The organism is Micromonospora sp. NPDC007271 (assembly GCF_040634005.1).
Taxonomy (GTDB): Bacteria; Actinomycetota; Actinomycetes; order Mycobacteriales; family Micromonosporaceae; genus Micromonospora.
This window is the reverse complement of record NZ_JBEYER010000010.1, coordinates 1-13,021: the sequence shown is the minus strand read 5'-3', so window position 1 is coordinate 13,021 and position 13,021 is coordinate 1. Positions and strand designations below refer to the sequence as shown.

General features: G+C 73.1%; 10 protein-coding genes and 1 pseudogene. 2 read left to right on the top strand and 9 right to left on the bottom strand.

The window, feature by feature from the left end; all coding sequences use genetic code 11:
- Nucleotides 1-15: 15 nt before the first annotated feature.
- The 9 genes from ABZ570_RS05820 to ppdK form a co-directional block, all read right to left on the bottom strand.
- Nucleotides 16-552 carry a hypothetical protein gene (locus ABZ570_RS05820; RefSeq protein ID WP_358057380.1) on the bottom strand — a complete coding sequence of 179 codons (537 nt, stop codon included), beginning with the start codon at nt 550-552 and terminating at the stop codon, nt 16-18.
- Complete coding sequence (gene dnaG, locus ABZ570_RS05815; RefSeq protein WP_358057596.1) at nt 552-2,444, bottom strand: DNA primase; 1,893 nt, start codon at nt 2,442-2,444, stop codon at nt 552-554. The genes ABZ570_RS05820 and dnaG overlap by 1 nt, the downstream gene beginning before the upstream one ends.
- Nucleotides 2,445-2,518: 74 nt before the next feature.
- On the bottom strand, nt 2,519-2,791 hold the full coding sequence (locus ABZ570_RS05810; RefSeq protein ID WP_358057377.1) for a helix-turn-helix transcriptional regulator: 273 nt from the start codon (nt 2,789-2,791) through the stop codon (nt 2,519-2,521).
- A 10-nt stretch (nt 2,792-2,801) separates the two neighbouring features.
- Nucleotides 2,802-3,656 (bottom strand): ABC transporter permease, encoded by an 855-nt coding sequence (locus ABZ570_RS05805; protein ID WP_358057374.1) that lies wholly within the window; start codon nt 3,654-3,656, stop codon nt 2,802-2,804.
- Entirely contained in the window at nt 3,653-4,543 is an 891-nt protein-coding gene (locus tag ABZ570_RS05800; protein WP_358057593.1) for an ABC transporter ATP-binding protein, read from the bottom strand. Before ABZ570_RS05800 ends, ABZ570_RS05805 begins: the two co-directional genes overlap by 4 nt.
- 246 nt (nt 4,544-4,789) lie before the next feature.
- Nucleotides 4,790-5,626, bottom strand: a complete 837-nt coding sequence (locus ABZ570_RS05795) for a siderophore-interacting protein (RefSeq protein WP_358057371.1) — start codon at nt 5,624-5,626, stop codon at nt 4,790-4,792.
- Nucleotides 5,627-5,690: 64 nt separating this feature from the next.
- Nucleotides 5,691-6,947 (bottom strand): deoxyguanosinetriphosphate triphosphohydrolase, encoded by a 1,257-nt coding sequence (locus tag ABZ570_RS05790; RefSeq protein WP_358057590.1) that lies wholly within the window; start codon nt 6,945-6,947, stop codon nt 5,691-5,693.
- 36 nt (nt 6,948-6,983) lie between these two features.
- Nucleotides 6,984-7,334 carry a VOC family protein gene (locus tag ABZ570_RS05785; RefSeq protein ID WP_358057368.1) on the bottom strand — a complete coding sequence of 117 codons (351 nt, stop codon included), beginning with the start codon at nt 7,332-7,334 and terminating at the stop codon, nt 6,984-6,986.
- A gap of 153 nt (nt 7,335-7,487) precedes the next feature.
- Complete coding sequence (gene ppdK, locus ABZ570_RS05780) at nt 7,488-10,223, bottom strand: pyruvate, phosphate dikinase (RefSeq protein ID WP_358057365.1); 2,736 nt, start codon at nt 10,221-10,223, stop codon at nt 7,488-7,490.
- Between the two features lie 308 nt (nt 10,224-10,531).
- Between ppdK and ABZ570_RS05775 the strand changes: the two genes are divergently transcribed.
- Together ABZ570_RS05775 and ABZ570_RS05770 are read left to right on the top strand one after the other, a co-directional pair.
- The gene (locus ABZ570_RS05775; RefSeq protein WP_358057362.1) at nt 10,532-12,262 is read left to right on the top strand and encodes a beta-N-acetylhexosaminidase; all 1,731 of its coding nucleotides are present in this window, start codon (nt 10,532-10,534) and stop codon (nt 12,260-12,262) included.
- Between the two features lie 532 nt (nt 12,263-12,794).
- A pseudogene (locus ABZ570_RS05770) lies at nt 12,795-13,021 on the top strand (phytochelatin synthase); the annotation flags it as partial.

Below are 13,021 nucleotides of genomic sequence, written 5' to 3'. Positions count from 1 at the left end.
CGCGGCGGCTGACGGTCAGAGGTCCGCCGGGGCGGCGGCGGCCTGGGCGGCGGCGACCAGCCGCCCGGTCTCGGCCGCCACCGCCTCGTCGTCGGCGGGCGTGCCCGGGTCGTAGCGGACCGTCCAGGTCAGACCGTCCACTCCGGGCGTCCGGCGGGCCGCGATCCGGCCGGCCCCGCCGGGCACCGGGTGGTGCGCGGTGTACGCGACCGAGCGGGTCACCCGGATCCGCACCTGGTGCGGCAGGTCACCCGGGTCGAGCAGGAGGTAGGTCTCGGCCGGGCAGTCGGCGACGACCAGGTAGCCGTCGCGCTCGGCGACCCGCTCGGCCGGGGTGACGGTCAGCTCCCGGCCGGACCAGACCGCCTTGAGGATGTCGTGCCAGCCGATCCGGTGCCCCCGGCCGGGCAGCCAGAGCCCGAGGTTGCTGGCGACCACCACGCCGTCGCCCTCGCCGTTGCCGGCGCCGGCCCAGGCGAGCACCCGCTCCTGCGCCGCCAGCGGCGGCCGGGCGGCGGGCGGCAGCTTCGACCTGCGGTTGAAGAGCCCCATCACAGTCCTCCGGCGGCCTGCTCGCGTAGCGCCCGCGCGTGCTGCTCCAACGAGAGCAGCTCGCCGAAGAGGGCGAAGTACTCGTCCTTGTTGCTGACCGGGTTGATCCGCTGGATCTTCGACTTGAGGTCCTTGATCCGGCCGGTGACGGAGCCCCACTGGAGCTGGGCCAGGGTCACCGTGACATAGCGGGGGTCGGGCTCGCCGTCGATACGCAGCGGCTCGACGGCCAGTTCCCCGACGAGCGCCTGGGCCGCCAGGTCGGCGCAGCCGTCACGGACCTGCTCGATCCAGACCGCCCCGCCGGTGGCCGCCGCCACCCCGCCGGCCGCGGCGATCGCCGCCCGGACCGCCACGTGCACCGGGTGCCGGTACTCCCCCGCCTCGACCACGTCGAACATCGGACCGGCCAGCACCGGCTCCTGGAGGGCGAGCTTCAGCGCCTCCCGTTCGACCAGCGACTGGGGGCTGTCCAGCGCCGGCGCGGCCGATCGGGAGCGGGCCGGGGCAGGCGCCTCGCCGGCCGGCGGCCCGGACGCGGCGGCCAGCACCGCGCGCTGCACCGGCTCGATCTCCATGCCGAGGTCGCCGGCGAGCTTGCGGACGTACTCGGGGCGCTTCTCCCGGTCTTTGATCTTGGCGACCAGCGGCGCGGCCCGGCGCATCGCCTCCACCCGGCCGTCGACGGTGTCCAGGTCGTACCGGTTGATCGCGTGGCGGAGCGCGAAGTCGACCAGCGGCTCGCGGCGGGCGACCAGGTCACGGACGGCCAGGTCACCCTTGGCCAGGCGCAGCTCGCACGGGTCCATGTTGTCCGGGCTGACCGCGATGAAGGTACGCCCGACGAAGCGCTGGTCGTCCTCGAAGGCGCGCAGCGCGGCCTTCTGCCCGGCGGCGTCCCCGTCGAAGGTGAAGATGATCTCGCCGGCTCGCTCGTCGCTGTCGAAGAGCACCCGCCGGAGGACGGAGATGTGGTCCGCGCCGAACGAGGTGCCGCAGCTGGCCACCGCGGTCGGTACGCCGGCCAGGTGGCAGGCCATCACGTCGGTGTAACCCTCGACCACGACCACCTTGCCCTGCTTGGCGATCTCCCGCTTGGCCTGGTCGATGCCGTAGAGCACGTGGGACTTCTTGTAGATCGGCGTCTCGGGGGTGTTGAGGTACTTCGGGCCGTCGTCGTCGTCGAAGAGCTTGCGGGCGCCGAAGCCGATGACGTCGCCGGTGAGGTCGCGGATCGGCCAGAGCAGCCGCCGGCGGAACCGGTCGATCAGGGTGCCCGAGCGGGACGGGCGGGACAGCCCGGCGGTGACCAGCTCGTCATGGGTGAAGCCCTGCTGGCGCAGGTGCTTGGTGAGCAGGTCCCAGGCGTCCGGGGCGAAGCCGCAGCCGTACCGCTCGGCGGCCGCCCGGTCGAAGCCGCGCTGGGCCAGGAACTCCCGGGCGGGCCGAGCACCGGCCGTGGTGAGCTGGGCGCGGTAGAACTCCACGGCGGCGGCGTGCGCGGCGACGAGGCGCTGCCGCTGCCCCTGCTGCGGCCGGCTCCGCGGGGCCGACCGGTCGTCCTCGACGTAGCGCAGCTGGATGCCGGCACGGGCGGCGAGCCGCTCGACGGACTCGACGAAGCTCAGGTGCTCGGCGTCCATCAGGAACTTGATCGCGTCGCCGCCGGCCCCGCAGCCGAAGCAGTACCAGACGTTGCGGGCGGGCGAGACGTTGAACGACGGGCTCTTCTCGTCGTGGAACGGGCACAGGCCCTTGAGGTTGCCGCCGCCGGCCGACTTCAGGGTGACCGTGTCGGAGATGACCTCGGCGATCGAGGTGCGCTCGCGGACCAGCGCGATGTCCTCGTCCCGAATCCGCCCCGCCATCTCCGCCACCTCCTCGGCGTACATCCTGCCCTGCCCCACGGACGATCCGGCGGTCGGGGCCACGCGCGTGTGGCGCCCGCGAAAGGAAGGGCCCCCTGTTAACGCATAGGGTTAATAAGGGGTCCTTCCTTTCGTGGCTGCGCGGGGCTGTCGCCGATGCGGGGGAACGGCTCGATCGAGAAGACCACCTCGACCGGCACCTCGAAGTACGCCGCGATCCGCAGCGCCAGGTGCAGGCTGGGCCGGAACTCGCCCCGCTCCAGGTAGCCGACCGTCTGGTAGTGCACGCCCAGCGCGTCGGCGAGCTGCCGACGGGAGATGCCCCGCTCGGCGCGCAGCACCGCGATCCGGTTGTGCACGGTCTCACTCATCGGCTTCCTCTCACATCGCCGACCGCTGCATGGCCTTTTCCCGGCGCGCCGCAACGCGGGAACCGGACTCGCGGCGGGCCATCCGGCGCAGCACGGCCGGCGCGAGCAGCAACCCGGCCACCGCCCAGAGGCCGAGCACGCCGAGTGTCTCCAGGTGCCGCCAGGACCCGCCCAGCTCGACCGCGGCCAGGCTGTCCGGCAGCAGCGCCGAGCGCATCCCCAACCCTAGCCAGTAGATCGGGAAGGCCTGGGCGACGGCCTGGAGCCAGCCCGGGTAGCCGTTGATCGGGTAGAAGATGCCGGAGAGCGCGATGAGGCCGAAGACCGGCAGCACCACCAGGCCCATGTTGCGGGGGTTCTCGATCAGCGAGCCGATCACCGCGCCCAGCGGCAGCGTCGCCACCAGCCCGAGCGGCACCAGCCAGGCCAGCGCGAGCCAGGCCCCGCCGTCGGTGATGCGGAGGCCGTCCAGGAAGAACAGCCCCGGGGTGAGCTGGAGGACCAGCCCGATCAGCGACACCGCCGAGAGCAGGACGATCTTCCCGATCAGGTAGCCGAGCATGCCGTTCGGCGTCGCCTTCGCGCGCAGCAGGGTGCCGTCCTCCCGGTCGACGATGAGCTGCTGAGCCAGGCCGAGCAGGCCGCCGAAGGCCAGCCCCATGCCCAGCGCGCTGGGCAGCGTACGTGCGCCGAGGGAGAAGTCGGTGCCGGGCACGGTGGCGCCGCGCATGAAGAACATCGTGACCAGTAGCACGGCCGTGGGGAAGAAGTAGTTCCACAGGTCCTGGGCGTTGGCGAAGCTGTTGCGCAACTCGATCACGCCGCGCCGGAAGCCGGCCCGAACGGCCGCGCTGGTCGGATTCATCGCTGGCTCCCCTGCTGCCACACCCGGACGGCGGCGCCGGTCCGGGCTCCGGATTCCTCTTCGTGCACCAGTGCCATGTACGCGTCCTCCAGGCTGGCCCGGCGGACCTCCAGCTCCTGCACCTCGTCGCCGTACTGCCGCAGCAGGTCCCGGACGAAGCCGGTGGCGTCGGCGGCGGAGTGCACGAACCGCTCCCCGTCCCGCGTCCACCGGATCTCCGCGTCCGCGGCGACCCGGCGGGCCAGCGCGTCCGGCGACCCGTCGGCGATGATCCGGCCACCGGCCAGGATGAGGATCCGGTCGGCGAGCTTCTCCGCCTCGTCCAGGTCGTGCGTGGTGAGCAGGATGGTCGTCTCGTCCAGGTCGGCGAGCCGGTGCACCAGCTCGTGGAACTCGCGCCGGGCGGCGGGGTCGAAGCCGACCGTCGGCTCGTCCAGGAAGAGCAGTTCCGGACGGCCCACGATGCCGACCGCCACGTCGAGCCGGCGGCGCTGGCCGCCGGAGAGCCGCTGCACCCGCTTGCCCGCGTGTGGGGTGAGGCCCACCGTCTCGAGCAGTTCGTCGATCGGCCAGGGCCGGCGGATCCGATCGGTGGAGTACGGCGCGTAGAAGTCGCCGAGGTGGGCCAGCAGGTCCCGGACCCGCCACTTGCCGTGGTCCCGCCAGGACTGGAGCACCACCCCCATCCGGGCGCGCCAGCGCTCGTCGCCCCGGCCCGGGTCGACCCCGAGGACGCGGACCTCGCCCGCCGAACGCATCCGGAAGCCCTCCAGGACCTCGATGGTGGTGGTCTTGCCGGCACCGTTGGGCCCGAGCAGGGCGAGCACCTCGCCGCGCCGGGCGGTGAAGTCGACCCCGTGCAGCACGTCGACGGTGCCGTACCGCATGCGCAGGTCGCGGACGTCGAGGACCAGGCCCTCGTCGGGCGGGTGCGGAGTCGCGGCGACTCCGGGTAGTTCGACCGCGGTCATGGCCAACCCCCGAGATTGACGGATCACTACCGCGAAATGTAGCAGGTCTACTACATTTTGGAGTACACCCGCTCCCGACGGGAGCCCGACAGGTCACCGGGCGCGACGATGGAACCAGCGGGTCACCGGCGCTCCGGTGTGCGGCTGGCCGCCCCTCGGCGGTCAGGCGGGAAGGGCGACGGACTCCTCGGCCTCGACCTCGGCGTTCCAGGCGCGCTTGGTGGAGCGCCAGCCCTCGTCGTCCAGGCCGCGCCGCCAGTAGCCGGAGATGGAGAGCCCCTCCCGGGGCACCCCGCGCTCGACGCGCAGCAGCCGGCGCAGCTCCTTGACCGCAGCTGCCTCGCCGTGCACGAAGGCGTGCACCCGGCCGGCCGGGAAGTCCAGCGCCCGGACCGCCGCCACCAGCGCCTCCCCCACCGGGCGCCCGGCCCGGTGCAGCCAGTGCAGCTCGACCGCGCCCGGACTGGTCAGCGGCAGTTCGTCGGCCGGGCCGTCGACCTCGACGAAGACCACCGCCCGGGCACCGGCCGGCAGCCGCTCGCACGCGGCGGCGATCGCCGGCAGCGCGCTCTCGTCGCCGGCCAGCAGGTGCCAGTCGGCCGTCGGGTCCGGCGCGTACGCCCCACCGGGGCCGGTGAAGAACACCCGGTCACCCGGGCGCAGCGCGGCCGCCCACGGCCCGGCCAGCCCCTCGTCGCCGTGGTGCACCACGTCGATCGTCAGCTCACCCGCCGTCGCGTCCCAGGCCCGCACGGTGTACGCGCGCAGCCGCGGCCACTGCTCGGCCGGGAACTCCCGCTTGATGGTGGCCAGGTCGGTGGGGTGCGGGTAGACCACCCCGGCCGGTGGGAAGAGGAACTTGACGTAGTGGTCGGTGTACGCGCCCACCGGCAGGCCGGCCAGCTCATCGCCGCCGAGCACCAGCCGGATCAGGTGCGGGGTGGGCCGCTCGGTCCGTACGACCGTGGCGGCGGTGACCTTCTTCGGGCGCTCCGTCATGTCACTTAGGCTAACCTAAGTCACCCCGCACTCCACCTCGGCCCGTGCCCCTCACCCGGGTGGGTCAGGTGCGGGCCAGGCGGAGGTGCCAGGACAGGGCCCCCGGGTCGGTGAGCGAGGCCACCTGGTCGATCACCACCCGGAGGCGGGCGGCGTCGTCCGGGGCGTCGCGCCACAGCGGGGCGAAGACCGGGTCGAGGCCGTCCGGTGCCCGGTCGACCAGGGCGGCGACCAGCTCGGCGAGGATCTCCTGCTGCTGCGCGTACCGGGTGGCGGCGCCGGGACGGCGCATGACGTAGCGCAGCGCGATGCCCTTGAGCAGCGCGCACTGGGCCCGGATCCGGCGCGGCACCAGCAGGTCGGCCGCGTACCGGCGGTGCGGGCCGGGGCCGTGGCGCTCCTGGGTGGCGGCCACCACGGTGGCGACGAAGTGACCGGTGAGCATGCTGGTGGTCGCCTTCAGCGCGGCGAGGGCACGGTGGCTGCCGTCGTACGCGGCGAGCGGGGCGAGCGCCGGCTCGGCGAGCAGTTCGACCAGCACCTCGTGCAGGTCCTCGGGGGCCTCCCCGGAGTACGCCGCCGCCACGTCGGCGCAGAGCGCCCGCCGTTCGTCCGGGTCGGCCAGCAGCGGCCGCAGGCTGACGTACCCGCCGTGGATGCCGTCCTCCACGTCGTGCACCGAGTACGCGACGTCGTCGGCCCAGTCCATCACCTGCGCCTCCAGGCAGCGCCGCCGGCCGGGCGGGGAGCCGGCGCGCAGCCAGTCGAAGACCGGACGCTCGTCGGCGTACACCCCGAACTTGCGCTCGCCGGGGCGGCGTTCCCAGGGGTACTTGCTGACCGCGTCGAGTGCGGCCCGGGTCAGGTTGAGCCCCACGGAACGGCCGTCCGGGGCGAGCACCTTGGCCTCCAGCCGGGTGAGCACCCGCAGCGTCTGGGCGTTGCCCTCGAAGCCGCCGCACCCGGCGGCGAGGTCGTCCAGCGCCGCCTCCCCGTTGTGCCCGAAGGGCGGGTGGCCGAGGTCGTGCGCCAGCCCCGCGGTGTCCACCACGTCCGGGTCGCAGCCGAGCCGGGCGCCCATCTCCCGGGCGATCTGCGCCACCTCCAGCGAGTGGGTCAGCCGGGTACGCAGGAAGTCGTCGGTGCCCGCGGTGTGCACCTGGGTCTTCGCGGCGAGCCGGCGGAACGCCGCCGAGTGCAGCACTCGCGCCCGGTCGCGCTCGTACGGCGACCGTCCGTACCCGGTGTCCTTGGGCGCCTCGACCACCAGCCGCGCCGCGTCGTCGCCCGACTCCCGCGCCGGGTCGTCGACGGCCTTCAGCGCCGCGTCGTCAGCGTCGGGGCCCGCGCCCAACCGTCATCCCCGCTGCCGCAGTACGCAGAACTCGTTGCCCTCCGGGTCGGACAGCACCGTCCACCCGACGTCGCCCTGGCCGATGTCCACGTGCCGGGCGCCCATGTCGACCAGCCGCTCGACCTCCGCCTCCTGGTTCTCCGGGCGCAGGTCGATGTGCAGCCGGTTCTTGCCCTCCTTGGGCGCGGTGACCGGTACGAAGACGATGCCGGGAAGCTGGTCCGGCGCGCGGCGGATCTCCACCTCGTCCGGCTTCTCGCTGACCACCTGGTAGCCGAGTGCCTCCGCCCACCAGTGGGCGAGCCGCGACGGGTCCAGGGCGTCCACGGTCAGGTTCTCCCAGGCGCTGCTCATGCGGCCACCCTTTCTGATCGACACGTACGCGGGCGAGCCCAGGTTACGCCCGGCCACGCCGATCGGCGTGCCCAGCGGCTCCGGTCGATCATGAGGTTGGCGGCTGACCCGGAGTCGTCGGCCGCCAACCTCATGATCATCACGGTCGGGCGGTCAGCGGGAGTCGGAGCCGCTGGTCTCCACCGCGGCGCGGCCGGCCTCCAGGCGGGCCACCGGCACCCGGAACGGGGAGCAGGAGACGTAGTCGAGGCCCACCTCGTGGAAGAAGTGCACCGAGTCGGGGTCGCCGCCGTGCTCGCCGCAGACGCCGAGCTTCAGCCCCGGACGGGCGGCCCGGCCCTCCTCGGCGGCGATCCGGACCAGCCGCCCGACCCCGTCCCGGTCGATCGACTCGAACGGCGAGATGCCGAAGATGCCCAGCTCGAGGTAGCGCCAGAAGAAGGCACCCTCGACGTCGTCGCGGGAGAAGCCCCAGCCCATCTGGGTCAAGTCGTTGGTGCCGAAGGAGAAGAACTGCGCCGCCTCCGCGATCTGCCCGGCGGTCAGCGCCGCCCGGGGCACCTCGATCATCGTGCCGATCAGCACCTCGACGCCGCTGTCCCCGACCACCTCCGCGATGATCTTCTCGGCCTCCGCGCGTACCGTCTCCAACTCCTGCACCGCGCCGACCAGCGGGACCATGATCTCCGGGCAGGCCGACCCACCGACCCGGGTGACCTCGACGGCGGCCTCGGTGATCGCCCGGACCTGCATGGCGAACAGGCCGGGAATGACCAGGCCGAGCCGCACCCCGCGCAGGCCGAGCATCGGGTTCTCCTCGTGCATCCGCCGGACGGCGGCGAGCAGCGCCTCCTCCTTGGCCACGTCCTCGCCGCGCTCCTGGGCGACGGCGACGTTCACCGCGAGCTGCTCCAGCGGCGGCAGGAACTCGTGCAGCGGCGGGTCGATCAGCCGTACGGTGACCGGCAGGCCGGCCATCTCGCGGAAGATCTCGATGAAGTCCGCCCGCTGCAGCGGCAGCAGCGCGGCCAGCGCGTCCTCCCGCTCCCGGTCGGTGCCGGCGAGGATGAGCCGCTCCACCAGCTCCCGCCGGTCGCCGAGGAACATGTGCTCGGTGCGGCACAGGCCGATGCCCTCGGCGCCGAACCGCCGCGCCCGCGCCGCGTCCGCGCCGGTGTCGGCGTTCGCCCGGACCCGCAGCCGCCGCTTGGCGTCGGCGTGGCTCATGATCCGGTGTACGGCCCGGACCAGCGGGTCGTCGGCCTGCTCCGGGTCCAGGGTGCCCTCGAAGTACTGCACCACCTCGGACGGCATGACCGGCACCTCGCCGAGGTAGACCTTCCCGGTGGTGCCGTCGATGGAGACGACGTCGCCCTCGTTGACGGTCTGCCCGGCGACGGTGAACCGCTTCGCCGGGACGTCGACGTCGAGTTCGTCCGCGCCGGAGACGCAGGTCTTGCCCATGCCCCGGGCCACCACCGCGGCGTGGCTGGTCTTGCCGCCGCGCGAGGTGAGGATGCCCTGGGCGGCGATCATGCCGTTGAGGTCGTCCGGGTTGGTCTCCCGGCGGACCAGGATCACCGCCTCGCCCCCGGCGGCCAGCTCGACCGCCCGAGGCGAACTGAAGACCACCTTGCCGACGGCGGCGCCCGGCGACGCGCCGATGCCCTTGGCCACCGGCTCGAACTCGTGGTCCAGCTTGAACCGGGGGAACATCAGCTGGGCGAGCTGCGCCCCGGTGACCCGGTGCAGCGCCTCGTCCAGGTCGATCAGGCCCTCGTCGACCAGCTGCCCGGCGATGACGAACGCGGCGGCGGCGGTCCGCTTGCCGACCCGGGTCTGGAGCATCCAGAGCTTGCCGCGCTCGATGGTGAACTCGATGTCGCAGAGGTCCTTGTAGTGCCCCTCGAGCCGGGCCATGTAGCTGAGCAGCTCGTCGTAGGACTTCTTGTCGATCCGCTCCAGCTCCTGCAGCGGCACGGTGTTGCGAATGCCGGCGACCACGTCCTCGCCCTGGGCGTTGGCCAGGTAGTCGCCGTAGATGCCCTGCGCGCCGCTGGCCGGGTCGCGGGTGAAGGCGACGCCGGTGCCGGAGTCCGGGCCGAGGTTGCCGAAGACCATGGCCACCACGTTGACCGCGGTGCCCAGGTCGGCCGGGATCCGCTCCTGCCGCCGGTAGACCACCGCGCGCTCGGCGTTCCACGACTCGAAGACCGCGCGGATAGCCAGGTCGAGCTGCTCCCGCGGCTCCTGCGGGAACTCCCGCCCGGTGTGCTTGGCGAAGATCTTCTTGAACGTGTCGACCAGCCCGCGCAGGTCGTCCGCGTCCAGGTCGAGGTCGTTGGTGGTCCCCTTGGCCCGTTTGGCCTCGTCGATGGCGTGCTCGAACTCCTCGCCCGGCACCTCGCAGACGGTCTTGCCGAACATCTGGATCAGCCGGCGGTACGAGTCCCACGCGAACCTGTCCGCGCCGGCGGAGCCGGCCGAGCCGGCGCTGCCCCCGGCCTGCCTGCTCAGCCCGATGACACTGCGGTCGTTGAGGCCGACGTTGAGGACCGTCTCCATCATGCCGGGCATGGAGAACTTGGCCCCGGAACGTACCGAGACCAGCAGCGGGTCGTCGGGGTCGCCGAGCTTGCGGCCCATCTCCCGCTCCAGCGCCTCCAGGTGCGCCTCGATCTGGTCGGCCAGCCCGTCCGGCTCCCGGCCGGTCGCCAGGTACGCCTTGCAGGCCTCGGTGCTGATGGTGAAGCCGGGCGGGACCGGCAGGCCGAGATTGGTCATCTCGGCGAGGTTGGCCCCCTTGCCGCCGAGCAGGTCCTTGAGATCCTTGTTGCCCTCGGCGAAGTCGTAGACGTACTTGCTCTCCGCCATCTGCTGCGCTGCCACCAGAGCCTCCCACGCGCGCCGGAAGTGACACTTAACGAAGGTTCAGTTCGGACATACCCCGGGACCGACCACCGGTAATCCGGTGTCGTCAGCGCTCGGTGGGCGAAGGCTAAGCGAACTTCGAGGGGCCTGGGACCGTTCGGTGACAATCGGCACAGCCGTCACCACTATCCGCGTTCGCACCGGTTTTTGGGAACGTTTCCACGAGCACGATCGTGCAACTCCGCTTCCCCCCGTACTCTTGACCGCACTGGTTCTGCTGAACCTGACCTTTGCCATATCCGACGCAAATACACCCCGGAGTCGTCGTGCCGACCACCCCCGCCGCCTCGTCCGAGACCGGTCCCGAGCCGCTCGACCGGGTCGACCTCGCCGCCCGGGAGCCAGCCGCCGCCGAGCTGGCCCGGGTCGCCGCCCAGGCGGCGGGTGACCTGCTCGCCCCGCCCGCACCGGTACGGCTGGGCGACGTGGTACCCGCCCCCGAGCTGGTCGCGCCCGACGCCACGGCCGACTTCACGCTCCCCGCGGACGCGGTGATCCGGGTCGACGCCGTCCCGGGCGCCCGGGACGTCGCCGAGCAGCTCGCCGAACTGCTCCGCCCCGCGACCGGCTACCCGCTCCCGGTCGCCGACACCGCCCCCGCCCAGCACGACGGCCTGCTCGTGCTCACCCTGTCCGGCGCAACCGTCCCGGCGGACCCGGCGGTCCGGGCCGGCGCGGCGATCCTGGACGGCGCGGCGCTCGGCGACGAGGGCTATCGGCTCGACGTGAGCGCCAGCCGGATCCGGATCACCGCCGTCACCCCGGCCGGCCTGTTCCACGGGGTCCAGACGCTGCGGCAGCTCCTGCCGGCGGCGGTGGAGAGCGCCACGCCCGTCGCCGAGCGCTGGGTGGTGCCGGGCGGCGCCGTCGTCGACCGCCCGCGGTTCGCGTACCGGGGAGCGATGCTCGACGTGGCCCGGCACTTCTTTCCGGTTGAGGACGTGCTGCGGGTAGTCGACCACCTGGCCCGGTACAAGCTCAACCACCTGCACCTCCACCTCACCGACGACCAGGGGTGGCGGATCGCGGTCGACGCCTGGCCGAAGCTCACCGAGGTCGGCGGGACCACCGAGGTGGGCGGCGGGCCCGGCGGCTGGTACACCAAGAACGACTACCTACGGATCGTCCGGCACGCCGCCCGCCGGCACGTCACCGTCGTACCGGAGATCGACCTGCCGGGGCACACCAACGCGGCGTTGGTCGCGTACCCCGAGCTGGCACCGGACAAGATCGCGCCGCCGCCGTACACCGGCACCGAGGTCGGGTTCAGCTACATCGACCCCGCCGACGAGCGGACGTACGACTTCGTCGCCGACGTGCTGCGCGAGGTGGCCGCGCTGACCCCCGGGCCGTGGCTGCACATCGGCGGCGACGAGGCGTTCAAGGTGCCCGCCGACACCTACCACGGCTTCATCGAACGGGCCCAGGAGCTGGTGGCGGCGACCGGGAAGATCGTCATCGGCTGGCACCAGCTGGCCCCGGCCGGGCACGCCGAGGGCCGGGTGCTCCAGTGGTGGGGCACCAACGCCGACGACCCGGTGACGGCCGACGCGGTACGCCGGGGCGCCCGCCTGATCCTCTCCCCCGCCAATCACGCCTATCTGGACATGAAGTACGCCCCGGACACCCCGATCGGGCACGACTGGGCCGGGCTGACCGACGTGCGGAAGGCGTACGACTGGGACCCGGGGGCACACCTGGCCGACGTGCCCGGGGCGGCGATCCTCGGCGTGGAGGCGCCGCTCTGGACCGAGTCGGTCACCTCGCTGGCCGAGATCGAGTACCTGCTGCTGCCCCGGCTGCCGGCCATCGCCGAGCTGGGCTGGTCACCCCGGGCGACGCACGACTGGGCCGGGTTCCGCGAGCGGCTGGCCGGGCACGGCCCGCGCTGGGCCGTCGCCGGGATCACGTTCCACCGTTCCCCGGAGGTGCCCTGGCCGACCGAGCCCGGGATCCCCGCTCCCCGCAGCCCGCGGCACACCGCGCCGCGACCGTAGGGGACCCCCATCTTGGGACAACCGCGCAGCAAACGGGTGCCCCGTCGCCCGCCGTGGCGCCGGTGGGTGTCTCGGGGTGGTTTTGACACCCATGGCGTTCCACCCCTGCGGGGGTGGATGCTCGGTTGGGACCGCACTGTGGGGCGGTGCCCGATTCATCCCGCGCCGTCCCGGGGCCCGGGCCGACCCGGCGGCGGAATGACCCCCCGGCCCGGGGCGTTGTACATGGCTGACCGCGCGGCATCCCGCGCTGGTCACCGGCCCGGTCATCACGGGTCGTCGGCCCGGCGGAATGATCGCTCGCCGGCCGTCGTTACATCCCCCGGACCCGCCGAGCAGGCCCCGCGCCGCCGGCCCGGTCCCCCGGGAACCCGGGGAATGATCCCCAGCCCCGGATGGTTACACCCCCGGGCCACCCGAGCAGGCCACGCCGCCGGGCACCCCCCAAGACTTTCCCCTCTAGTTCGAACGCGGCACCCGCACCCCCCTTTCGCGGGCCTGTCGCGTAACCCCCGAACGAAAGGCTTTCATCATGCGTACCGACATTCTGCGTAACACCGCCCTGACCGTCGCCGGTGTCGCCGCCACCGCCGGTGGCATCGCCGGCCCCGCCATCGCCGCCCACGCCGCCGACGCCAAGCCCGCCAAGCCGGCCGCCGAGCGGGAACTGAACGTGCGCTACGAGGCCCAGCCGAACTTCTACTACTGCGGCCCCGCCGCCACCCGCAACGCCCTCTCCGTCCAGGGCAAGAACATCAA